This window comes from Bacillus cereus group sp. BfR-BA-01331, assembly GCF_022663915.1.
Classification (GTDB): Bacteria; Bacillota; Bacilli; order Bacillales; family Bacillaceae_G; genus Bacillus_A; species Bacillus_A mycoides.
In genome coordinates this window covers 168,310-191,135 of record NZ_JAKUGJ010000002.1, presented here as the reverse complement: position 1 = coordinate 191,135, position 22,826 = coordinate 168,310, and the positions used below count along the sequence as shown (strand labels likewise).

The window sequence follows — 22,826 nt, the reverse complement described above, 5'->3', positions numbered from 1 at the left end:
TTCTTTCAGGAGAAAAAGGGGGATGTTAATGGGAATTATGAAAAGGAGTATCGCATTATTTATTGTACTTTGTTTTATGAGTCCGCTGGTTTTTAGTGCAAATGTACACGCGGAGGTTGTAACAGAGCTTAAGACTGGCTTTCCAAATCAAGAAGTATTTACTCCTGGAGAATGGTTTTTAGGCCAGAAGCCTGCTAATTATGATGAGAATAAACCACCAATTCTCTTTGTACAAGGAAGAAATGGTAATGCGGATAGTTGGTATGGAAAGACAGTATATCATGAGATGAATGATATGTACGATTATGCTTTGAAAGCAGGCTATCAAACTGTATTTATTCAATTATATGATGCCGCGGGGAAAGGATCAGCTAGCCAATGGGACAATGGAAAATTGTTAGCACAAAAGCTTGAAGAGATTTATAATCATTTTGGCAAAAAAGTAAATATTGTAGCTCACAGTAAAGGTGGTATTGATACACAAGCTGCGTTAGTTGGATATGGAGCGAATCGATTTGTTGGAAATGTTATTACGCTTGCCACTCCGCATTACGGATCCAATTTAGCAGATTTATCATATAGTTGGTGGGCAGGATGGCTTGCCTCTATATTAGGACAAAAAGATGATGGGACATATTCATTACAAATAGGTGAAATGGCAAAGTTTCGTTCTACAATAGATAATAATCCTGCAGCTAAATTAAACCGTTACTATACGGCTACTGGGACAAGCTGGGGACCTGTTTTTTCAGCATTATCTATGGGCGGGTTGTATTTGTCATCATACGGTTCTAATGATGGGTTAGTGAATGAATGGAGTGCTAAGTTACCATATGGAACACATTTATTTACAGATTCACGGTTTGATCATGATAATATCCGAAAAGGTTCAGCTGTTTTCGCACGAATTGAACCATATTTACGGACAGTAAATGTACCAGTACCAGCTTTATTAGCCCCGAGTAATAGTTCAGAGGATAAGGTAGAACAATTAAACACAACTTCTAATCAATCTATTTTAGGAGGAGAGTTGTCACAAAATGAGTGGGTAGGGCAAACTATCGCAGTTGATAAAAAGGCAGAAGGGGTAATTTCTGTTTTAACAGCTTCTTCGGATGTAGAAATACAACTAATATCTCCAAAAGGAAAAGTTTATACAAATAAAGATAGTGCTGTATCTACTGGTGAAGGTGAATCTTTCTTTAAAGGAGCGACTATAAGAACATTTAAATTTGATAAAATGGAAGAAGGAGAATGGCAAGTTAAAATGATGGCGAAGCAGCAGAAAGATGCATATTTAATCGTGACCGATTACAAAAAAGATGCTCCGTTTGTCCTTCAAATGCCGGCAAAGGTTAAAGTAAATAAAGCAGAGTATAAACTCAAAAAATCACCTGTAGCTCCAGAAATGAAAGGCGATCTTTCAGTAACAGTACGAGTAATTAATAAAGATGGAAAATTAGTTTCTGAATCAAATGAATCGAAAAACATTAATACAACTACATTTACAGGTGCTTTGAAAAATATAGAACAGCCGGGTGTATATAACGTTACAATTGATATAAAAGGAATGAATAAGGAAGGACAACCTTATAATCGTACGATAGTTAAATCGGTTTATGTGGAGAAGTAGGAAAGAATGAATCGGTTTTAATAAAAAAAGTGCCGAATTCTTGTGGCAGAAGGATTTCGGCACTTTTTCATGTTTATTAGATGAATAGAAAAGTGAAATGGGAGTTTATGTTGTATAAGAGGACGATAGGAATCAAAAAAACGTTATGCAATAAAAAAAGATACTAAATTAGTATCTGAATGTGAGGGAATAGTATTAACTTAGTTTTGTAACTGTTAATTCAACTGAATTTATACCATTATCACAAGTTACAATACTTTGATGATTGAAACCACTATTATTTCTAAGTTGAAGAGTTGAATTAGCAGGCACCGTAACAATAGTTTCGCCAACTAGTTGAAGGCATTCGTTATTTGATGAAGTATTCATTTGAAAAGCGAAATCACCTTGACTATTAGCAAGTGGATTATTATTTAAAAATATAGTTATGACTGGAATATGGGGAAATACAGGATTTAACGTAGTGTTAATACTTGAAATGAAAGAAATTCTATAATCACCAGCTTTACTAAATTGTATAGTAGTCGGATTTAATAAGGAAACTCCTCCTGCTAAAGGGCCAACGTGATTAAACGGAAAAGAACCGCCAAAAGGAACAGTTATAAACTCAGTTTGCCAAAAAGTGCCGTAAGCAGGCTTAGATGATTTATGTGAATGGTCGCATGAACATTTTTTATACGAACTGGAAGATTGATGGCACGAACATTTTTTATATGAACTAGAAGAAGAGTGGCATGAAGATCTTTTATACGAACTTGAAGAATGATAGTATGAACCCAATATATTACCTCCTATTATTAATAAATGTATAACACATAGTAGTTTATGCAATCGAAAAGCAATTGGCGTGTATACTTGTCCATATATAAGGTAATAGATTTAGGATAAAAAACTGGCATAATATAAAGTACTCTAATGAGGGGATATAGTTTTCAAAAAAATGGAGTTAGAATATTCTATGTGATAAATTTTGGAAAAGAAAAAGGATGAATATTTAGCAGATAACTCTATCCAAGGTTTTAAAATGTTGAAGTATTTAAACTTTAAGATAGTATATCGCCAAAGTAAAGAAGAGAAGTATTTAAAGGACAGCATTTTAGTGAAACAGAGAAATGGATAAAGCGATGATTAAGTTTTTAACTTAGTCGTCGCTTTTTATTTATGTAGTTGTGCAGGAAGAAGGCAAAAAATATCGAATGAATGTAATTATACAGAATTGTTTGTATTTATTTTGAATAGTAGTTAAAGATACGTTAGTTATATTTCAAACAGTAAGAAAAGAGAGATTAAATAATAGAGGGAGCAACGTACATGGAAAATATATTAAAGGTATCCTCAAAATCAAGTCCGAATTCAGTGGCAGGTGCAATAGCCGGTGTACTAAGAGCAAGTGGCAAAGTAGAAATCCAAGTGATTGGAGCTGGTTCTTTAAATCAAGCGATTAAAGCAATTGCGATTGCAAGAGGTTTTGTAGCTCCAAGTGGCATTGACTTGGTGCTTGTTCCAGCGTTTCAAGAGGTTACTATCGATAATCAAGAAAGAACAGCAATCAAATTAATTGTAGGTCCTAGAAGGAGAAGGTCTTAATAGTGAGCATTAATATAAGGGGATTTGAAAAGGTCAATAGACTCCAAAAAGTTAGACACGTTATTTCATTTGACAGTTCCTTAGGCGTGGATACAGTATTGGACCGGATTTATGACTTTTAATTCCTCTTTATATTTAGCGGGTTTTTCTAGAAACTTAAAAATGCCAAATCCTTTGTGACATAAGGGATTTGGCATTTTTGAGGTTTTTATGTTTTTTAAAATCAACAATTCTAAAACTGCTCATTCTTCTCCCAAGATTCTACAATATAATGAGCAATCGTTGGGTTGAATCCTTTACCAACTAAGAACATAATCGCAGCAACTTCTGTTAAAGCATGTTTGTGTGATGTATGTTTCGCTTCATTCAAGCCGTAATCTACCCAAGGTTTTACGAAATCAAGTACAGGTTTCTTTAAAGGTAAAAACTGTGTACCGACAACTTGTTGGATTTGTTGTTGCGTTGGTTCTGTAATAGGTCCAGGTGGTAAAATTTGTGGTTGTGTAATATCTAAAGTCGGCCCAGGTGGTAAAATTTGTGGTTGCGTCGGATCAATTGTTGGTGGTTTAGGTGGTGAGACACGTGCGTCGTAGTTGGGTTGATACATTTGTTGTTGGTATTGTGGTTGTTGTGGCTGAGTTGGATATGGATTTTGTTGTTCTTGATTTTGCGGTGCTGTATATGGATTTTGAGGATATTGTTGTTCTTGATTTTGCGGTGCTGTATATGGATTTTGCTGATATTGTTGTTCTTGATTTTGTGGTGATGCATATGGATTTTGAGGATATTCATAATTTGGACGTGTGTCATAAGGGTTTTGAGGATATTCAGTTTCTTGATTTTGCGGTGTTGCGTATGGATTTTGTTCGTATTGTGGCTCTTGATGTTGTGTCTCTTGCTCCTCATATTGTTCAGCATATCTTTGTTCCTGATGTTGAGGATAAAGAGGTTGTTGTGGGTAAGGCGGTTGGTTATTATAGAACATTTTTATTCCTCCTTCATAATGATGCCTACCACCTAGTGTATGGGCGGACAAGAAAATATGTGATGAAAAAATGCGGGCGTGTTACAATAAGTAACTGGGTGAAGATAAAATGATAAAACAAGAAAAAATACAAAAAACAATAACTTTCGTAAAGCATATTTTAGAAAAAGATGCGAGTGGGCATGATTGGTATCATATTGAACGCGTACATAAATTGGCGATTTCTTTATCCGAGCAAGAAGGGGGAGATCGTTTTATAATTGAAATGGCAGCATTACTTCACGATGTAGCAGATGAGAAGTTAAATGAGAGTGAAGAAGCAGGAATGAAAAAAGTTTCTGATTGGTTAGAAGAGTTACGTGTTGAAGAAGAGGAAAGTAGGCATGTTCTTCGTATCATCGCCAATATGTCTTATAAGGGCGGTCATGGTGGCACAGTTGAGTCACTTGAAGGTAGAATTGTTCAAGATGCGGATCGTTTAGATGCTCTTGGTGCAATTGGAATAGCTCGAACGTTTGCATACGGAGGAGCGAAAGGGAGATTAATGTATGATCCAACTATCCCTCCTCGAGAAGTGATGACGAAAGATGAATATAGAAAAAATAATGATCCATCTTTAAATCATTTTTATGAAAAGCTTTTAAAACTAAAAGATTTAATGAACACGAACGCAGCAAAACAAGAGGCTGAAGTTCGTCATCGTTATATGGAACAGTTTATTGAACAATTTATGAAAGAGTGGAATGCACAAATATGAAAATGTTAACTGTGGAGAACTTATCGAAATCATACGGAGAAAAACCGTTATTTGATGGATTATCATGTAGTATTACAGAAGGACAACGTGTCGGAATTATCGGTGTAAACGGTACTGGTAAATCAACGTTATTAAAAATTATTGCAGGATTAGAAACTCCTGATACAGGTGATATGACGCATTCACGCGGATATACAATTAGTTATTTATCACAGCAACCAGAGTTTGATGAAAAACTAACAGTATTAGAGCAAGTGTTCCATGGTGATACACCTTTAATTCGTCTTCTTCGTGATTATGAACAATCGTTATTAAATATCGAAAAAGATCCAAGTAATGAAAAAGTACAGGAACAATTATTTGCAGTGCAGCAACGTATGGATGCGATGAGTGCATGGGAAGCAAATGCGAATGCAAAATCGTTATTAACGAAATTAGGAATTACTGATTTTACAGCAACTGTTGGAAACCTATCTGGTGGACAAAAAAAGCGTATTGCAATGGCGCAATGTTTTATTGAAACACCTGATTTATTAATTTTGGATGAGCCTACGAACCATCTTGACCATGAGACAGTTGAATGGTTAGAAGAATATTTAGCAAGATATACAGGTGCGGTATTACTTGTAACCCATGATCGTTATTTCTTAGATCGTGTGACAAACCGTATTTTTGAATTAGATAACGGTAAACTGTATAGCTACGAAGGAAACTACAGTACATTTTTAGAAGCGAAAGCACTTCGTGAAGAGCAAGAATCGGCACAAGAATCAAAACGCCAAAATTTATATCGTCGTGAACTTGCTTGGATTCGCCGTGGTGCAAAAGCCCGTTCTACGAAACAAAAGGCGCGCATTCAGCGTTTTGATGAGCTGAAGGGACAAGAAGGACCAGCAGCGAAGCAATCAGTTGATATTGCACTAAGTGGAAGTCGTTTAGGAAAGAAAGTACTTGAATTAAAAGATGTAACGAAAAAATTTGGTGATAAAACAGTATTACATAACTTTAATCATATTGTGAAGCCTGGTGATCGTATCGGAATCATCGGAGCAAATGGAAGCGGAAAATCATCACTATTAAATATGCTTGCAGGAAAATTCTCTCCTGATAGTGGTGAAATTGAAGTAGGACAAACTGTAAAAGTTGCCTATTATACGCAAGAAAATGAAGAGATGAATTTAAACCAGCGTATGATTGAATACATTAAAGAAATTGCGGAAGTTATTCATACGACAGACGGAAAAGTAATTGGCGCATCTCAAATGCTAGAACGTTTCTTATTCCTACCGCATTCACATGGAACAACGCTTGGTAAACTATCTGGTGGCGAAAGAAGACGGTTATATTTATTGCGTATTTTAATGGGAGAACCAAACGTACTATTACTTGATGAGCCTACGAATGATTTAGACACACAAACATTAACAGTGCTAGAAGATTATTTAGAAGATTTCCCAGGTGTCGTTTTAACTGTATCGCATGACCGTTACTTCTTAGATAAAGTAGTAGATGAATTGTTCATCTTTACTGGCGAAGGCGAAGTGCGTGAATTCCTAGGTAGTTATACAGAGTATTTAGAAATGGAAAAAACGAGAGAACTCATTGAGAAAGCAGAAGTTCAAAAGGAGAAAAAAGTAGTAGAAGAGGCTCCGAAACAACAACGTAAACGTAAACTTTCTTACAATGAGCAGCGTGAATGGGAAACAATTGAAGATACAATTGCACAACTAGAAGAGAAACTTGAATCAATTGGAGAAGAACTTACGAATGTTGGATCTGACTTCACAAAGGCCCAAGAATTATCTGAAGCAGGGCAGAAGATAGAAGAAGAGCTAGAAAAAACGATGGAACGATGGAGTGAACTATCCGACATCGTTGAAGGATTAAAATAAAAACAAGCTGCATATATTGAAAAGTAAAGAGAAAAACTTTACACTATTGGTAGAACCTATTTTAGGAGGGAAAAAATGAGAACATCTAATCCAATGTTGAAAAAAGAGGCATTCCGTAAAGAGGGAGCAAATACTTCTGCGATGACTATTGGCGGAACAGTAGGCAAAACGTTTATCATGCTTATCTTGCTGCTTGCAACGTCTGTCTATTCATACATACAGATGACGCAAGGTACGATGAAGATGCCAGTATTAATTGGCGCTTTAGTTATTGCGGCAATCGTCGCATTTGCGTCTATATTCTTCCCGCGCATTTCACCTATCGGTGCGCCAATCTATGCAACGGTAGAAGGGGTTGTATTAGGGAGTATTTCAGCGATTTATACAATGAAATTTGGCGATACTATCGTTTTAAACGCTGTCTTACTAACAGTTTCAATTCTATTTGCAATGCTAGTGTTGTATGCAACACGCGTAGTAAAAGTAACTGATAAATTCCGCACAGGTGTAATCGCAGCGACAATGGGAATTATGGTTATGTATTTAATTGTATTCTTACTAAACATGTTCGGTGTTACAGTTCCATATATTCACCAGGGCGGTACAATCGGTATTATCATTAGTGCAGTTATTATTGTAGTTGCTGCATTAAATCTATTACTAGATTTCGATTTAATCGAAAGTGGCGCACGTAGTCAAGCTCCAAAATATATGGAGTGGTACAGTGCAATGGGTCTAATGATGACGCTAGTATGGTTATACTTAGAAATTCTTCGTTTCGTTTCTTACTTTACGAAAAATGACTAATAAAAAAATCCTGCATGAAATGTGCAGGTTTTTTTGTTTTTAAAAATAAATTGAAAATATGGATGTTGGCGACTTAAATTGAAGGGGGATGGAATATGATGAAAGAGAAAAAAGGGATTATGAAAAAACTATTTTCTAAAAGTTTTTTCATAGAACTAGATAACGCTTTAACATATCCGTCAGCAGAAGTCATTCGTTCAGCTATTGAAGGACATGCGACAGAATGTAATGAACAATTGAAATTTGAGAGTAAAGTTAAACCGATTACTTTCTACTTAGAAAATGTAATGTACCGCGCTGAAATAAAGATGGCCCGCGGAGGATATTACATATCTTGCAGTGAAGTATAATATTTTTGGAAACCTTACATGTTTAAACTATGTAGGGTTTCTTTTTTTGATTTGTAAGATATAAAGTAATAATTTTTGCTTACAAACATATCATTTTGCGCTTTTTACCCTTCCAACATTTTTCTTTACAATGAAGAAAAATATGTGAGGTGGTATAACTTATGATGAATCGAGTTGTATTAATCGGTAGATTGACAAAGGAGCCAGAATTATACTACACAAAACAAGGTGTCGCTTATGCACGAATATGTGTTGCGGTGAATAGAGGTTTTCGAAATAGTTTAGGTGAGCAACAAGTAGATTTTATTAATTGTGTTGTATGGAGAAGGTCGGCTGAAAATGTAACAGAATATTGTACGAAAGGCTCACTTGTTGGGATTACAGGGCGTATTCATACGAGTAATTACGATGATGAACAAGGAAAGAGAGTATATAGAACTGAAGTTCTGATTGAGAGCATTACATTTCTGGAGAGAAGGAGGGAGGGGGCATCGCAATAAGATGTAAAGAGTATTAAAAGTTAAGAGGGCTTTGTAGCATAGCCCTCTATTATTTTTGATTGATACCTTCCCAAACAACATCTAACTGTTGATTGAGTATATTTTTCGGATTTGTTTCATTAGAATTTAATAGGGATTGGGACATGAGTGTATAAAAATAAGTACTCATAATAGTAGAAGTGATAATATTTATATCCCATTGACTGTTTAATTTTCCTGTTTCTTTCGCTGCTGTAATAATTGAAGACAAACTTTCTTGTAGCTGTTGTATACTTTTTAATTCATTTTCTACTAAGTAGTTAGATTTAATAATTTCAAAAACAGCATGCTTCATTAATTCTCCATGTCCAGTAAAGCGATCTAGTAAGTCTCCTAAAACAAGTTTGATTCGTTCTTTTGGATGTTCCACATTTTCATACGTTTTTAAACTTTCATTCCATAGTTCAATTTGAGAATCACCTAAAAATAATAATATGTTTTCTTTTTTCGGAAAGTAGTTGAAGAAAGTTCCTTTTGCAATCCCGCATGCAGTAGTAATATCTTGAACCGTTACATTTTCGTACCCACGTTCTTGAAAGAGCTGTACTGCTTTTTGGAATATAAGTTCTTTTAATTCTTTTTTTCTCGTTTCTCTAAGCATATAATCGACTCCTAATACAAACAATTATATCTGTTTATTAGAGTATCTCAAATGAAATCTTATTTCATGCCTCCTAATTTTACTGTTTAATACAATTGAAAGAAGGATAGAGAGAATTCCGTTCATACTTTTCGTTGGAGTTTGTCATAAATGAAAACTGTATAGTTCATGTGCTTGCCTATTAGAAATCCATTTCGGAATATGTTTCATTGCTTGGTTTCTTAGTATAGTTAAAGGTTTACTTTCTATTTGCGCCATTTTTCCAACTTTCCACGCAGTGTTTGAGATTTTTTCAATTCTTTCTCGTCTTTTTTGTTCGTATTCTATAAATGCTTGGCGATAGTGGGCATTATTTTTGATGCATTCAGCAAGAATAATAGCATCTTCAATTGCCTGACAAGCTCCTTGGCCTAAATTAGGTGTAAGTGCATGGGCAGCATCCCCAATAAAGACGATGCGTTTGTCAAAAAACTGTTTCATTGGAATAATGTCTACAATATCACGATGAATCATATCAACGTCAGAGGCGTTATTTAAAATAGATGGGATGGGGTTATGGTAAGTTTTGAAATGATTATACAAATCTGCTGTTGTGTAATCCTTGTATTTGGGATCTCTAGCTTTAGCGTTTATGAGCGCATACCAGTATACTTCGTTGTTTGGGAGAGGGACGATACCAAATCTACCGTTTGTTTCCCAAGTTTCAATAAAATCGTTTGTTAAAGATAGACTATGAGCTGGAGTTACGCCGCGCCAACACGTATAACCGGCATAACGATAACCGTCACTTTGTGTTACTTGTTTTCGAACGACAGAATGAATACCATCTGCAGCAATGAGTATATTGCCGAGTGCTTCACTACCATCTTGAAATAATATTTTTAAGGCGTTTTCTTCATTTTGTTCTATTTTTACGCACTCTTTTCCCCATTCAACAGTACCTTCTTGTAGTTCGGAAAGTAGCAATTGATGTAAATCTTTTCTATGAATGGAGTACATTTTTGGATAACAAGCTGGAATGGTCAATTTACTAAATATAGTTCCTTTTTCGGATACAAGGTTAAAACCGTCACTTTCGTTGCCAAATTTTTTTATTTGCTCAGAAATTCCATATGGTTCAAGTGCTTGCATCGCATTTGGGGCAATGATAATACCTGCACCAGCAACAGTAGTTTCAATATTTTTGTCATATACTTTTACATCTAAGCCTATTTTTTGTAAGGAAATTGCTGCGCAAAGACCAGCAATACCACCACCTATAATCATGACATTATTCATTTGTTATCCCTCCACAATTAAGTGACTCAACTCATAAAATGACCATGGTCATTTTATGAGTTGAGATTAATACCTTTTTTTGTTATTGTCAATTAGACTTTTAACTATAGTTCCGGAACGATTAGGTGAAAATAGAAATAATTGAAATTCTAAAAATGTAGAAGAGGAATTAGTAAAATTAAGCATCCGAGTAGGAGTATAGAGGGGTAACATGTTACAATACAGCTAAGAACACGCAATAAAGGAGAGTTTTTTACGTGAAGATTAAAGCAATTGAACCGACGCCAAGTCCAAATACAATGAAAGTTATTTTGAATGAAGTATTACCATCAGGAGCGCGTAATAATTATACAAATGAAAATAAAGAACAAGCACCAATGCAAGTGCAAGAAATTTTGAAAATTGAAGGCATTAAAGGTGTATATCATGTAGCCGACTTTTTAGCAGTGGAGCGAAATGCGAAGTATGACTGGAAAGTTTTATTACAACAAGTTCGTGCTGTTTTCGGCGAAGAGGTAGTAGAAGAAAGTGAAGAACAACAACTTTCTCATTTTGGAGAAGTGAAAGTGTTTGTTCAAATGTTCTTTACAATTCCGATGCAAGTGAAGTTAACAGATGGAACCTCAGAAGAGCGTGTTGGCTTACCAGATCGTTTTAAAGAATCAATTATGAAAGTGCAAATGTCTGCACCTAACGTTGTGAAAGAGCGCAAATGGGTAGAACAAAGTACACGTTACGGTAATTTTGAAGAAATTGGGAAAGAAGTAGTAGAAGAAATTGTTGCTGCTTATTCAGAAGAACGTGTAAATGAAACGGTTAAAGAATTATTAAATCAAGCAGGTGCTGTTGAAGTAACGATTCAAAAGCGTGAGCCATATAAAGTAACAGAAGAGATGATGAAAGATTCTGACTGGAAAAACCGTTTTGCAGCTTTAGAACAAATGGATCCAACGGAAGAAGATATGATGGTATTGAAAATGGCATTAGATGATGAGAAAGTATCTATCCGCCGTTTAGCAACAGCTTATTTAGGTATGGTAAAAGGTGATGGAGTATTGCCGTTATTATATAAAGCGTTATTAGATCGTTCAGTAAGTGTTCGTCGTACAGCAGGAGATTGTTTATCAGATGTAGGTGATCCAGCAGCGATGTTCGTTATGATTAAATCTCTGAAAGATTCAAGTAAATTAGTACGCTGGCGTGCAGCAATGTTCTTATTTGAACTTGGTGATGAAAGTGCAATTCCGGCACTAAAAGCAGCAGAAGATGATCCGGAGTTTGAAGTGGCGATGCAAGCACGTTTAGCTTTAGAACGTATTGAAGGCGGCGAAGAAGCAAAAGGATCAGTATGGAAGCAAATGACGGAGTCTCGTAAAGGGGAATAGTTTATGATTGTTTTCTATGATAGTTGGTGCCCGATGTGTACGGCGGTTGCAGAACGTACGAAAAGATTAGATAAAAAGGGTAAGATGAAATTTGTTTCATTTCGAGAGGAAGATGTAGTTGAGAAGTATGAACTTTCTCAAGAATTACAAAGTAAGATGGAGCAAAGATTGTATATTTTGAAAAATAATAAGTGGTATGACGGAATTCATAGCATTAACGTATTAGCAAAGGCCGTTCCATCTTATTGGTTTGCAGTACCTTTTATAAAACTATCTATCGTACTTGGATTTGGAAGTAAAGTATACGATTATATTGCCAACAATAGAAAACTTGTCCCAGTTGGACACTGTCGTGAAGGGGTTTGTGAAATCCCTACAAAAAAATGAGATCATCGTTATCTTTCTTTTGCACCTATTAATAGAGCGTGATATGATAAATTTGGAATGAAAGTTGAAGGAGAGATACAAGATGTCAAATGCATATGAAGAATACATGCGTCAAATGGTAATTCCAATGCGCCAAGAGTTAGTGCGTTCTGGATTTGAAGAGTTAACTACAGAAGAAGCTGTAACAGAATTTATGGAGAATGCATCAGGTACAACTTTAGTAGTTGTAAACTCTGTTTGTGGTTGTGCAGCTGGTTTAGCACGCCCATCAGCAGGTCAAGCGGTTGTACGTGCTGAAAAACAACCTGATCATCTTGTAACTGTATTTGCAGGTCAAGATAAAGATGCTACTGTGAAAATGCGTGAATACTTCGGAGAAATTCCTCCATCTTCACCATCTATGGCATTACTAAAAGGAAAAGAAGTTGTTCACTTCATTCACCGTCATGAAATTGAAGGCGCAACAATGGACGAAATTATTACAAACTTAGAACAAGCTTTTGAAAAGAATTGCTAAAGAAGGGGGAGAGTAAATCTCCCTCTTTTCTTTATATAGAGGTGAAAAAATGATAGTAACAACAGCAGGAAGAACGAACAAAGAAATGACAGATTATGCAAGCAAGGTAGCAGCAGAATTAAATCGTTCTTTCGTTAAACGTAATGACATACCAGTACATAAACTACATGAGCAATATGAACAAGATGTACTTGTTGTAGGAAAAAATCGATTAGCTATTTATCCGAGAGGAACGGAAGAGTCGTTTTTCTTTCATCCAAACTCAGCGATGTTTCGTGTGAAAAGATTAATGCGCGGAGAACACGATCCGTTTGTACAAGCCACGCAATTAGAGAGCGGAATGACAGTATTAGATTGTACGCTCGGTATGGCATCAGATAGTATTGTAGCTAGTTATATTGTTGGTGAAAGCGGAAAAGTAACGGGACTTGAAGGCAATGAGTATATGGCTTATATTATGGAAAATGGTTTGAAAACATGGTCTTCATCTGTTTCTGAAATTGATGAGGCAATGCAACGAATCGATGTGAAGCAAACGGAGCATTACGCATTTTTAACACAATGTGAAGATAATAGTTATGATGTCGTTTACCTTGATCCGATGTTTGAAGAAACGGTCATAGAATCAGATGGAATAAAAGGATTAAAACACTTCGCTTTGTATCATGATATTACTGATGAAACAATTGCGGAAGCGAAGCGTGTGGCGAGAAAGCGTGTCGTTCTGAAAGATCATTTTCGTAGTTCTAGATTTGAAAAACATAATTTTCACGTATACAAAAGAAAAAGTGCTAAGTTTCACTTTGGTGTAATTGACCCTTGCTAATTGTTTGAAAAGATGTATAATAAGCAATAATTAATTAAATATACTATCTGTGATGAAGAGAGTAGTCTTTTTCAGAAGGAAAGCGAGCTGGGGATGGTGTGAGCCTAGCGCGGAAGAAAAAGATGAAACGCACTTCGGAGATGCTTCTTGAATGAATAGTAGAGTAAGCCGAGGCCCCCTGTCCTCGTTATAAACGGGAAAGTGGTTCGAAATGAACAACAAGGGTGGTACCACGGGTTAAAACTCGTCTCTTTTTTAGAGACGAGTTTTTTGTGTTTTAAAAAATAAGGAGGTTATAGTATGAATTATAAAACGCAGTTTGCGAAAAGTTTATCGAATATTTTTACGAATGAATTAACGCAAAATCAAATTTTAGATTTAATCGAAACACCAAAACAAGATGAATTCGGAGATGCAGCGTTCCCATGCTTTTCACTAGCGAAGCAATATAAAAAATCACCAGCTATTATAGCGAAGGAATTGGCGGAGAAATTAAATGATCCGTTCTTTACGAAAGTAGAGGCTGTTGGTCCTTATGTAAATGTATTTTTTAATCGTGAAACAGTAAGTGATGAAGTATTAAAAATAATTTTAGCGGAGAAAGAAGAGTACGGTCAAAATCACTTTGGATGTGAAAAAACGGTAGTTATCGATTATTCCTCTCCTAATATCGCGAAACCTTTTTCAATGGGGCATTTACGTTCTACAATGATTGGTAATTCGCTGAAATATATCGCCGAAAAATGTGGCTATGAAGTTGTCGGAATCAATTATATTGGCGATTGGGGCACGCAGTTTGGGAAGTTAATTACTGCATATAAAAAATGGGGAAATGAAGCATTAGTTAAAGAGGATCCAATTCGTGAGTTATTTAAGTTATATGTTCAGTTTCATGAAGAAGCAAAAGAGAACAAAGAACTAGAAGAAGAAGGACGCTCATGGTTTAAAAAACTGGAAGAAGGAAATGAAGAAGCAGTCGAACTTTGGAATTGGTTCCGTCATGAGTCTTTAAAAGAATTTTCTCGTATTTATGAACTTCTCGGTGTGGAATTTACAAACTTTCAAGGAGAAGCTTTCTATAACGATAAAATGGAAGACTTTATTGGGATTTTAGAAGAGCACGATTTACTTGAAGAATCAGAAGGCGCATTAGTCGTTAATTTAGAAAAAGAAGGTATGCCGCCTTGCTTAATTAGAAAATCAGATGGTGCTACCATTTACGCAACGCGTGATTTAACAGCGGCATTGTATCGTCAAAACACATACGAATTTGATAAAGCGCTATATGTAGTTGGCCCAGAACAAAGCTTACATTTCAATCAATTTTTCACTGTATTAAAAAAGCTAGGCTATACTTGGGTTGATGGTATGGAACATGTACCGTTCGGGTTCATATTAAAAGATGGTAAGAAAATGTCGACACGTAAGGGCAGAATTATTTTATTAGAAGAAGTGTTAGAAGAAGCTGTTGCGCTTGCGGAACGAAATATTGAAGAGAAAAATCCGAATTTAAAACAAAAAGAAGAAGTGGCAAAACAAGTCGGTGTTGGAGCAGTTATCTTCCACGATTTAAAAAATGAGCGTATGCATAATATCGAATTCTCATTAGAAAATATGTTGAAATTTGAAGGGGAAACAGGACCATATGTACAGTACACACATGCGCGTGCTTGTTCAATTTTAAGAAAAGAAAGTGTAGAATTTGAAACTTGTACGTTTGCATTAAAAGATGATTATAGCTGGAGTGTCGTAAAATTACTTAATAAATTCCCGCAAGTAATTGAGGCGGCCTTCAACAAAAATGAGCCATCTATTATTTCAAAATACGTATTAGATGTAGCACAAGCGTTCAATAAATATTATGGAAATGTTCGTATATTAGAAGAGAACGAAGAGAAAGAGAGTAGACTCGCATTAGCTTACGCTGTGACGGTTGTATTAAAAGAGGGATTACGTTTACTTGGGGTGGAGGCACCTGAGGAGATGTAAAATGAAAATTTTGTGCTTATGCGCCGAGAGAAATATTCACATTACTTTACTAATAAACTACAAATCAAATTAAAGCGTAATATAGAGTAACAAAAAGACAAAACAGGCGATTGTTAGCCTGTCTTGTCTTTTTGTATTTTCTTAAATAAACTCTTATCTATAAAGAGTTATACGCTGCGAAGTGTAAGAACTCTATAATTATGTTGCGAAATCAATTAAAATATTTGTAGAGAGGATGGTCCGTATTGATTCGAGCTTTCATTTTACATATTCCTTGTCATAGACTACCGGAAAGAAGTTTTCTTAAACTACAAAAATACATACCTTTATGTGCGCGTTGTACAGGCATGTTTATCGGTATTTTAATGTTTCCAATTTATTTTTATATGACACCTTCGTTTCTGCCTGCAATAATACTATCATTTTCCGCTCAAATTCCGTTACTTATTGATGGATTCACCCAAAAATGGAAATGGAGAAGCAGCACAAATTTACTAAGAGTAACGACTGGTTTATTAAGCGGTAATGGTATGGGGCTATTTATTGCCTCTAGCATTATATGGATAACATCTAAAAGCATATATTAACGGAAGGAGAACTTTACATGTTTTGGATCTACTTAGTTTTAATTCTTATTTCAGGAGGAAGCGGGATTAGTTTTCTCATTTATGAAAGAAATATAGAAGCAATAATTGCTTTTGTTATTTGTACAATATTTATTGTGTTACTCTATTTTCACCTAAAAAGAAATGACGAACATAGAAACTGTGATTGCAGTACATTAGCTTGTACCGATTATACTGATTGTAATTGTTAAATTATGTGAGTGGAAAAGTTAGTGTATCATTTAAGGTATACTAGCTTTTTTTATTAGAAGTGTAGGAATGTGACTATTAAATGGAGAACTTTAGTTTTGTATATAAAAGGAGGTGCTGGACCTGAAAGAGTATGATTGGAATAATAAGCTAGCGTATTTAAGAAATACGAGAGATTTATATTACAATGACGATTATTTAAGTTTTTTAGTAAATACAGTTTGGAAGATTTCTGAACCGGTACATATTGTTGATTACGGTTGTGGGTATGGTTATTTAGGCTTAGTTTTGTTGCCATTGCTTCCAAAGGGATCAAAGTATACAGGCATTGATAGCGGGGAAGCATTAATAGCTGAAGCGAGAGAGTTGTTTCATTCGCTTCCATATGAATCAGAATTTATTGAAGGAGATGCTACAGAAATTGAATTGGAAAATAAATATGATATAGCTGTCAGTCATGCTTTCTTATTACATATGAGTTCCCCAAAAACGATGCTAGAGAAGATGATACATTCAATTAAACCAGGTGGTAAAATAATCTGTTTTGAACCACATTGGATGTCAAATATGTCTTCATACGTATTAGATGGAGAGAATCAATCGGAAATTATCCAGATAGGTATTTTGCAGAAATTATTTGAAAGGGACACACAGAGAAACGGTAAAGATGGAAATATCGGTATGAAAATACCTATGTATTTAAGTGAATTAGGTGTTAAAAATATTGAATGTAGAGTAAGTGATAAAGTGAATTTTTTAGACTCTAATTTAAATCAAAATGATAAGCAAGGATTATATAATTCTCTAAAAGAAGAGGGGATTGCAGGCAATCCGGGTGATAAACAGCAATTTATAGAACGTTTAATGAGTCGGGGATTAACATTTGCTGAAGCGCTTGCTCAATATGAAGCAGAACTACGATTTTTTGAAGTGTTTCATATACATGCATTTTTAGTATATGCTCCGAATATGAAAATTACATTTGGTGAAATAAAATGTTAAATTGTAGTGATGTAATTCGAATTGCTACTTTCAATATATGGAATCACGAGAGTTTTTGGTTTGAGAGATTAGAAGCCATTTGTGAGGAGGTTCGCAATATTTCCCCGCATATTCTTGCTCTACAGGAAGTTAGAAGTTGTGTTACTTATGGACACAAGAAAAATGTTGCGCAGTATATAGCAGATCAAACTGGATATCCGGTTTGTGTATTTAAAGAGTATCCAGATTCTCCAGATGAAGGGCTAGCTTTTTTAAGTAAAGTTCCTATCTTAGCTGAAGAAGCTATTTGGGAAACAGATATAGAGGAATCGAATTATTGTGCCATTCGAATCATGTTAAAATATAAAGAGTATAAGATCGGGATAACGAATGTTCATTTAAATTGGAAATCTAGTAAGGTAAGACAAGAGCAATTGGATACGGTGAATAATTGGATTAAAAACAGAGTTAGTGGCTACGAATTATTATGTGGTGATTTTAATGATGAACCACATTCAGGGGTGCATCAATACTTAATAAGTAATCAATGGATAGACGTGGCTCAGCTTAAAGAAAATCAAGATAACATTCTTGCTCAGCCAACTTTAGATTATGGAAAGAATACAAATTTAATAGGGGATGAAAAGCAAGAAGAACGATATGATTGGATTTTGATACAAGAGAAGGATTCGTTTGAATCTCTAAATATAGAAAATGTATCTGTATTTGGAGATTTAGCATTAACTTCATCACACGTATTTCCAAGTGATCATTACGGTGTTTTTATGGATTTAAAATTTGATAAGTGAAATAAAAGATAGGATGATTGTCATTTTTTTCGGTAAATCGATATATCTTATCAAATCGTTGATCTATTGTAAGTTACAATATATATTCAGGAAATCGTTAATATAATTTCATCCACTGAATGAAGCCTCAAAAAAGAAGATAAAACTCATCTTTGAATAATACATATTATTTCATCAAATTAAACAAAATAACGAGAAAAAGTATCGTTTTTAAGATATTTAGTTATAAACTTGAATAATATTAAATAATATCGTTCATTATATGAGGTTTTAGTTGAATGCATACTATATGATGTGTAAAATCTAAGCAAGTAGGTTAGAATACTGCTTGCAAATGGCAGTATAAATAATAATTTGAGGTGAATGCATGCTAGATTTTAAGCAATTAGAGATTTGTTTGAAAGAAAAGAGATTCGTAGATGGATTACATGAGATAAATAATGAAATTGCGCATATAAAAGAAACGAATAAGTTATCATACGTGAAGAAATGGCTTTCTAACGTCTCGTCAGCTAAGGAGTTTGATACATTAATTCGTCTCGCTGATGAGGGTTTGATGCATCAATATAGCTCCTTTTTAATTCGTTATACATATAAAAAGTTCCCAAATATGAGAACGCTCTCTTTATATTGTGATGAATTAATTGATGAACGTAAAATTCTTGATGCTGAACAATTATTAAAAGATTCTTTGGAAAAGGTAAATGAAGAGGAAACTGATGCGGATGTTTTAACGAAAGCATATTTTACGTTAGTTAGATGTTTGTTAGATATGAAGCGAAATGAAGAGGCCTATGCCTATATGCAAAAGGCGGAAAAGTATAGTACACGTGCAGTTTTTGATAAATGGGGTTACTTATATATACAGACTGGTGAGTGGGAGAAGGCAGAGGAACAACTTTTATCCGGTCAGCAGCATAAAGATTGTGAAGAGTTAGCTACGTACTTATTGGCGCAATTATATGCATATAAAGGTGAACAGCAGCGAGCGTTACAACTCATTAATGATGCGATTGCAAAGTTTCCTCAAGTACCATATTTCTATTTTGAAAAAGTAAAATATTTATTAGATTTAGAGCGCTATGAAGAAATGTTAGCGGTAATAGATAAAATTAATCATATGCTTCCGCATCATGCATATACAACTTATTTTATACATTTACGTGCAGAAGCATTTTATAAAATGAATAATATTCACGATTTGCAAGCGCTATTGAAAAGTGAAAAGAGTTTGAAAAATTCTCTATATCATCATATAGAAAAAAATCCTGATGGAAAAAAGGTTCGTTTACCGATAGTTCCGGTTGTACAAAAGGATAACTATTGCGTTCCGACAAGTTTGGAAATGATGTTAGGGGTATGGGGAGAAAAACGTACGCAAGATGAAATTGCACAACATATTTTTGATGTAACAGGTTCTAAGTTTTCAGATACAGTTACATATATAGAAGAGCAAGGTTACGAATATCGTTATTTTCAAGGGAATGAGGAAAATTATAAGAGATTACTCAATCAAGGTATTCCCGTTTTATTAAGTATAGATATTGAGCACGCTTCCCATGTACAAGTGCTTTCTGGTTATGACGATGTACTGCAAGCTTTTTATATTCAAGATCCGAATTTCTTGGAACCGATTCTTGTGGAATATGATAAGTTGCAAGAAAAATATCGTTATACAGATTGTTTAGCTATTACGTTTATACCGAAAGATAGAATAGAACAACTTTCATTTTTAAATGTGGAAGAACACACTTATTATAAAACAATCTTTTCTCTTACAGATCATTTAGGTGAGCAAGATAAAGAGGGAATTGAAAAGTTAGTACTATTTTTAAAAGAAACAAGTGAAAATCCAAACACTTGGTTATATACGATTAAACATTTAGATGCTGAAGTAGATAAAGATTTTATTCAGTTTTGTATAGAAAAATTAATGAAAAAGTTTCCGAGCTCTGACTTTGTGAAATTGCATAGTGCACAGTGTTTTATTCGTCTGCAGGATATGGAAAAAGCAGGACAGATGCTTCAAAGTGTGGAGAAGAAAAGCAATCAAGCGTTGTATCATTTTATAAATGGACGTTTCTTTTTTGAGCAAGATAATTATGCAGAATCGATTGCTAGTTTTCGTTCATCATTACAATTGGATGCAGATCAACCAGTTGCGTGGAGTTTCTTAGCATTATCATACATGTATATGGATCAATCCGAAAAGGGGCTAGAGTATTCTCTAACAGCTATAGAACGTAGTCCAGAAAGGTTTACACTTGTAAATCACGGTTTAATTTTAATAGATTTAGAACGATATGAAGAAGCATATGGATTCTTTAATGATTTATTAAAAGAATATAAATATGAAGCGCACATATGGTATGAACGTGCAAGATGTGCTCAGTATTTAGGGAAAGTCTATTTGGCGGTAAAAGGACTTAAAGTGGCGATTCAATTAGATAAAACAGCAGCCTATTTATATACGAAGCTTTCGGAAATCTATGAATCGGATTTGGATGATGAGAAAAATACGAAGGAAATTCTATTACAAGGAATTCAAAATTGTGAAGATCAGGCGTCTTTATATGTTCGTTTAGGAGATTTTTATTTTCAAAATGATGAACTTGAAGAAGCGGAAACTATATATAAGCGTTCTTTAGAAGAAAATAATGAAGATGTATATTCTCATTTCGGTTTAATTCAAGTTTATATGGCAAAGGAACAATATAAGGATGCAAAAAACTATATTGTCAGTATTAATAAGCAATTTGAAGACAATCAAGATTTCCTTATGAATGCTGGTATGGTGCTATGGGATGCTGAAATGGCATTAGGCGAGGATGAAAAAGAGTTAAAACTTGCACTTTCTAAATTAGAGAACGGTATACGAAGCGTATACGCTAATATAGCGAGCGTGTTGGATGAGTATGTAAATCGAATAAAAGACACAGCTTTTGTGCAACGAGGCATAGCGTTTTTAAGAACGTTAGAAAAAGAGAAAACGGAAGTAATTGAATACGGTTGTTACGCTGGTATTTTATATGAATCTATTGGACAGTATGATCAGGCGATAAAACGGTATAATGATGCACTTAAGAAAAAACAGGATTCATTGCCGTATTTTCGAATCGGTGAAACATTCATGGCGTTAGGGCAATTTCAAGAAGCGAAGCATGCGTATGAAACATGTTTAGAAATGGATAAGAATTTCACAGGTGTACATGTGCAACTAGCAGAAATATATGAAAAAGAAGAAAATAGTTCTAAAGAACAAAGTCATATGGTCCAGGCAATGAAAGAAGAGCCCTTGCATATTAATATGGGATATTTGGCACAGCTTTCAGTAGATTTGAATCTTCATGAAGAATTGCTAGTTGAACTAGAACAATTAGCAGAAGAGGTACCCGAAATATGGCGTTTAGATGCAATTGCATATGTATATGGTGCGATGAATGAGGTAAATAAAGAAAAAGAATATATCGAATGCGCAATGAAAATAGATGAAGCGCATGTGGAAGTACTATATCATTATGCGAAATTGCTAGTTAAAAAGCAGAGTGTAGAAGCAATCGAAGTTGCGCTGAAAGTAATGCATAAAGATTTGGAAAGTGAACGTATTTTTGGTGTGTACGTAAAAGCAATGGAGCAACATAAAAAATTATCCCAAATACGAGACGTACTTCATACGTTAAAGGTGAAAAAAGCAGAAAGAAGTACAGCGTTTATGTATGCAGCTACTGCGGTTGCCGAAAGATTAGTAGAAAGACAGCAAAATGAGCAACCGAAAAAATCTATATTTACAAGAGCATTTTATCGCATGAAAAATCGTGCGAAGGAAATTTCAATGATTACAGTTATTATCGATTTATTTGAAATCTCCTTAAATTTAAATCCGAAAAATAGTATGGCAGCGCAGCGTTTCGCAATATTTTATGAGAATGCGGCGATGAATAAAGAAGCTATAGAGGTTTTACAAACATCGTTAGAAAATAAGTGGGATTATGATGTAGCGAAGCAACTTGTAAATCTTTTCATTGAGTGTGAAGAAGAAGATATGTTACGAGATGCTTTTGAATTAACGAAACAAATGGTTCGCGAGCTACCGGATGATTATGATACACTTCTTCTACAAGCGAATGTATTATGTAAGCTAGGCGAAGAAAGAAAAGCCGAAAAAATTTACTTGCAATTAATTGAGAAAACACCATTTGTAAGTAGAGGATTCCTTTCTTTAGCAGAAATATATCAAAGTCAAGAGAGAATTGAGGACTCGATTCAGTTATTAGAAGACGCTTCTGTACATCATCCAAATGAAACAGCAATTCTTCTTGCTTTAGCATCTTCGTATCATAGAGCTGGGCAAACGACAAAGGCAGAAAAAATAACAAGTGAAATATTAGCAATTGATGCTACTGACTTGCTAGCAAGATACGATCATGCTTGTTATTTAACATTATTAAACAGAAATGAAGAGGCAAGAGATGAACTTGAAATTGTGCTTCGTGAAGATGAAACAGGATTTTTCGCTGAACTTGCAGAGGAAGATGAAGATTTAGCAGGATTGCGAGAATTTGAAAAGTAATTGTATAAGAATAGAGAAAAAGGGTATAAATAAAAATATATTTCGAATTAGTTGACAATTAATTGTTTAATGGCATAAAATAACTTTTAATAAAGTATACAAATCTGAAGACGAGAAA

Annotated in this window: 21 protein-coding genes and 2 other annotated features (1 of these 23 running past the window's edge); of the genes, 17 read left to right on the top strand and 4 right to left on the bottom strand. The window is 34.7% G+C overall.

What is annotated here, in order from left to right; all coding sequences use genetic code 11:
• The first annotated feature begins 22 nt into the window (after positions 1-22).
• Entirely contained in the window at positions 23-1,633 is a 1,611-nt protein-coding gene (locus MR155_RS05170) for a lipase family alpha/beta hydrolase (RefSeq protein ID WP_374108387.1), read from the top strand.
• A gap of 195 nt (positions 1,634-1,828) precedes the next feature.
• On the opposite strand, the gene MR155_RS05165 is transcribed toward MR155_RS05170, so the two are convergent.
• Positions 1,829-2,413: a hypothetical protein gene (locus MR155_RS05165; protein WP_002127124.1), complete on the bottom strand. Its 585-nt coding sequence runs from the start codon at positions 2,411-2,413 to the stop codon at positions 1,829-1,831.
• A 531-nt stretch (positions 2,414-2,944) separates the two neighbouring features.
• Between MR155_RS05165 and MR155_RS05160 the strand changes: the two genes are divergently transcribed.
• The gene (locus MR155_RS05160; protein ID WP_002035358.1) at positions 2,945-3,220 is read left to right on the top strand and encodes a stage V sporulation protein S; all 276 of its coding nucleotides are present in this window, start codon (positions 2,945-2,947) and stop codon (positions 3,218-3,220) included.
• A 232-nt stretch (positions 3,221-3,452) separates the two neighbouring features.
• Here MR155_RS05160 and MR155_RS05155 read toward each other — a convergent pair whose 3' ends face one another.
• Positions 3,453-4,205 carry a hypothetical protein gene (locus MR155_RS05155; RefSeq protein WP_242308509.1) on the bottom strand — a complete coding sequence of 251 codons (753 nt, stop codon included), beginning with the start codon at positions 4,203-4,205 and terminating at the stop codon, positions 3,453-3,455.
• 109 nt (positions 4,206-4,314) lie between these two features.
• On the opposite strand from MR155_RS05155, the gene MR155_RS05150 reads away from it, so the two are divergent.
• From MR155_RS05150 to MR155_RS05130, 5 genes are all read left to right on the top strand, one after another.
• Positions 4,315-4,962: an HD domain-containing protein gene (locus tag MR155_RS05150; RefSeq protein ID WP_219302137.1), complete on the top strand. Its 648-nt coding sequence runs from the start codon at positions 4,315-4,317 to the stop codon at positions 4,960-4,962.
• A complete protein-coding gene (locus MR155_RS05145) occupies positions 4,959-6,854 on the top strand; it encodes an ABC-F family ATP-binding cassette domain-containing protein (RefSeq protein WP_002127139.1) in 1,896 nt (631 codons plus the stop codon). Before MR155_RS05150 ends, MR155_RS05145 begins: the two co-directional genes overlap by 4 nt.
• Positions 6,855-6,929: 75 nt before the next feature.
• The gene (locus MR155_RS05140) at positions 6,930-7,661 is read left to right on the top strand and encodes a Bax inhibitor-1/YccA family protein (protein ID WP_113937752.1); all 732 of its coding nucleotides are present in this window, start codon (positions 6,930-6,932) and stop codon (positions 7,659-7,661) included.
• 95 nt (positions 7,662-7,756) lie between these two features.
• Positions 7,757-8,011: a DUF4318 domain-containing protein gene (locus MR155_RS05135; protein ID WP_061688393.1), complete on the top strand. Its 255-nt coding sequence runs from the start codon at positions 7,757-7,759 to the stop codon at positions 8,009-8,011.
• A 161-nt stretch (positions 8,012-8,172) separates the two neighbouring features.
• Positions 8,173-8,511: a single-stranded DNA-binding protein gene (locus tag MR155_RS05130; protein ID WP_002141572.1), complete on the top strand. Its 339-nt coding sequence runs from the start codon at positions 8,173-8,175 to the stop codon at positions 8,509-8,511.
• Positions 8,512-8,560: 49 nt separating this feature from the next.
• Here MR155_RS05130 and MR155_RS05125 read toward each other — a convergent pair whose 3' ends face one another.
• Positions 8,561-9,151, bottom strand: a complete 591-nt coding sequence (locus MR155_RS05125) for a TetR/AcrR family transcriptional regulator (protein ID WP_242308499.1) — start codon at positions 9,149-9,151, stop codon at positions 8,561-8,563.
• A 144-nt stretch (positions 9,152-9,295) separates the two neighbouring features.
• Positions 9,296-10,429, bottom strand: a complete 1,134-nt coding sequence (locus MR155_RS05120) for an FAD-dependent oxidoreductase (protein ID WP_219302139.1) — start codon at positions 10,427-10,429, stop codon at positions 9,296-9,298.
• 257 nt (positions 10,430-10,686) lie between these two features.
• On the opposite strand from MR155_RS05120, the gene MR155_RS05115 reads away from it, so the two are divergent.
• The 10 genes from MR155_RS05115 to MR155_RS05070 all read left to right on the top strand — a co-directional run bounded on the left by MR155_RS05115 (position 10,687) and on the right by MR155_RS05070 (position 22,708).
• Positions 10,687-11,814, top strand: coding sequence for a conserved virulence factor C family protein (locus tag MR155_RS05115; protein ID WP_242308497.1), 1,128 nt, complete (start codon positions 10,687-10,689; stop codon positions 11,812-11,814).
• 3 nt (positions 11,815-11,817) lie between these two features.
• Positions 11,818-12,201 (top strand): thiol-disulfide oxidoreductase DCC family protein, encoded by a 384-nt coding sequence (locus tag MR155_RS05110; protein WP_219302141.1) that lies wholly within the window; start codon positions 11,818-11,820, stop codon positions 12,199-12,201.
• Positions 12,202-12,283: 82 nt separating this feature from the next.
• Positions 12,284-12,718, top strand: a complete 435-nt coding sequence (locus MR155_RS05105; RefSeq protein WP_002012568.1) for a BrxA/BrxB family bacilliredoxin — start codon at positions 12,284-12,286, stop codon at positions 12,716-12,718.
• A 49-nt stretch (positions 12,719-12,767) separates the two neighbouring features.
• Positions 12,768-13,544 carry a class I SAM-dependent methyltransferase gene (locus MR155_RS05100; protein ID WP_219302143.1) on the top strand — a complete coding sequence of 259 codons (777 nt, stop codon included), beginning with the start codon at positions 12,768-12,770 and terminating at the stop codon, positions 13,542-13,544.
• Between the two features lie 40 nt (positions 13,545-13,584).
• Positions 13,585-13,799, top strand: a binding site (T-box leader).
• A gap of 45 nt (positions 13,800-13,844) precedes the next feature.
• Positions 13,845-15,533, top strand: a complete 1,689-nt coding sequence (gene argS, locus MR155_RS05095; protein WP_219302144.1) for an arginine--tRNA ligase — start codon at positions 13,845-13,847, stop codon at positions 15,531-15,533.
• 245 nt (positions 15,534-15,778) lie between these two features.
• Positions 15,779-16,120, top strand: a complete 342-nt coding sequence (locus MR155_RS05090) for a DUF2085 domain-containing protein (protein ID WP_002141578.1) — start codon at positions 15,779-15,781, stop codon at positions 16,118-16,120.
• Between the two features lie 17 nt (positions 16,121-16,137).
• A complete protein-coding gene (locus MR155_RS05085; protein ID WP_033709025.1) occupies positions 16,138-16,350 on the top strand; it encodes a hypothetical protein in 213 nt (70 codons plus the stop codon).
• A 115-nt stretch (positions 16,351-16,465) separates the two neighbouring features.
• Positions 16,466-17,350, top strand: coding sequence for a class I SAM-dependent methyltransferase (locus tag MR155_RS05080; RefSeq protein ID WP_242308926.1), 885 nt, complete (start codon positions 16,466-16,468; stop codon positions 17,348-17,350).
• Positions 17,344-18,138 carry an endonuclease/exonuclease/phosphatase family protein gene (locus tag MR155_RS05075; RefSeq protein WP_242308494.1) on the top strand — a complete coding sequence of 265 codons (795 nt, stop codon included), beginning with the start codon at positions 17,344-17,346 and terminating at the stop codon, positions 18,136-18,138. The genes MR155_RS05080 and MR155_RS05075 overlap by 7 nt, the downstream gene beginning before the upstream one ends.
• Before the next feature lie 367 nt (positions 18,139-18,505).
• Entirely contained in the window at positions 18,506-22,708 is a 4,203-nt protein-coding gene (locus MR155_RS05070) for a bacteriocin-processing peptidase family protein (RefSeq protein ID WP_242308493.1), read from the top strand.
• A 98-nt stretch (positions 22,709-22,806) separates the two neighbouring features.
• Positions 22,807-22,826 (top strand) — a binding site (T-box leader); it runs 219 nt beyond the window's last position.

Excerpts from the sequence above, each read along its gene's own strand:
- MR155_RS05170 (WP_374108387.1), top strand. The coding sequence starts at position 23 with ATGTTAATGGGAATTATGAAAAGGAGTATCGCATTATTTATTGTACTT.
- MR155_RS05160 (WP_002035358.1), top strand. The coding sequence starts at position 2,945 with ATGGAAAATATATTAAAGGTATCCTCAAAATCAAGTCCGAATTCAGTG.
- MR155_RS05155 (WP_242308509.1), bottom strand. The coding sequence starts at position 4,205 with ATGTTCTATAATAACCAACCGCCTTACCCACAACAACCTCTTTATCCT.
- MR155_RS05150 (WP_219302137.1), top strand. The coding sequence starts at position 4,315 with ATGATAAAACAAGAAAAAATACAAAAAACAATAACTTTCGTAAAGCAT.
- MR155_RS05145 (WP_002127139.1), top strand. The coding sequence starts at position 4,959 with ATGAAAATGTTAACTGTGGAGAACTTATCGAAATCATACGGAGAAAAA.
- MR155_RS05140 (WP_113937752.1), top strand. The coding sequence starts at position 6,930 with ATGAGAACATCTAATCCAATGTTGAAAAAAGAGGCATTCCGTAAAGAG.
- MR155_RS05135 (WP_061688393.1), top strand. The coding sequence starts at position 7,757 with ATGATGAAAGAGAAAAAAGGGATTATGAAAAAACTATTTTCTAAAAGT.
- MR155_RS05130 (WP_002141572.1), top strand. The coding sequence starts at position 8,173 with ATGATGAATCGAGTTGTATTAATCGGTAGATTGACAAAGGAGCCAGAA.
- MR155_RS05125 (WP_242308499.1), bottom strand. The coding sequence starts at position 9,151 with ATGCTTAGAGAAACGAGAAAAAAAGAATTAAAAGAACTTATATTCCAA.
- MR155_RS05120 (WP_219302139.1), bottom strand. The coding sequence starts at position 10,429 with ATGAATAATGTCATGATTATAGGTGGTGGTATTGCTGGTCTTTGCGCA.
- MR155_RS05110 (WP_219302141.1), top strand. The coding sequence starts at position 11,818 with ATGATTGTTTTCTATGATAGTTGGTGCCCGATGTGTACGGCGGTTGCA.
- MR155_RS05105 (WP_002012568.1), top strand. The coding sequence starts at position 12,284 with ATGTCAAATGCATATGAAGAATACATGCGTCAAATGGTAATTCCAATG.
- MR155_RS05100 (WP_219302143.1), top strand. The coding sequence starts at position 12,768 with ATGATAGTAACAACAGCAGGAAGAACGAACAAAGAAATGACAGATTAT.
- argS (WP_219302144.1), top strand. The coding sequence starts at position 13,845 with ATGAATTATAAAACGCAGTTTGCGAAAAGTTTATCGAATATTTTTACG.
- MR155_RS05085 (WP_033709025.1), top strand. The coding sequence starts at position 16,138 with ATGTTTTGGATCTACTTAGTTTTAATTCTTATTTCAGGAGGAAGCGGG.
- MR155_RS05075 (WP_242308494.1), top strand. The coding sequence starts at position 17,344 with ATGTTAAATTGTAGTGATGTAATTCGAATTGCTACTTTCAATATATGG.
- MR155_RS05070 (WP_242308493.1), top strand. The coding sequence starts at position 18,506 with ATGCTAGATTTTAAGCAATTAGAGATTTGTTTGAAAGAAAAGAGATTC.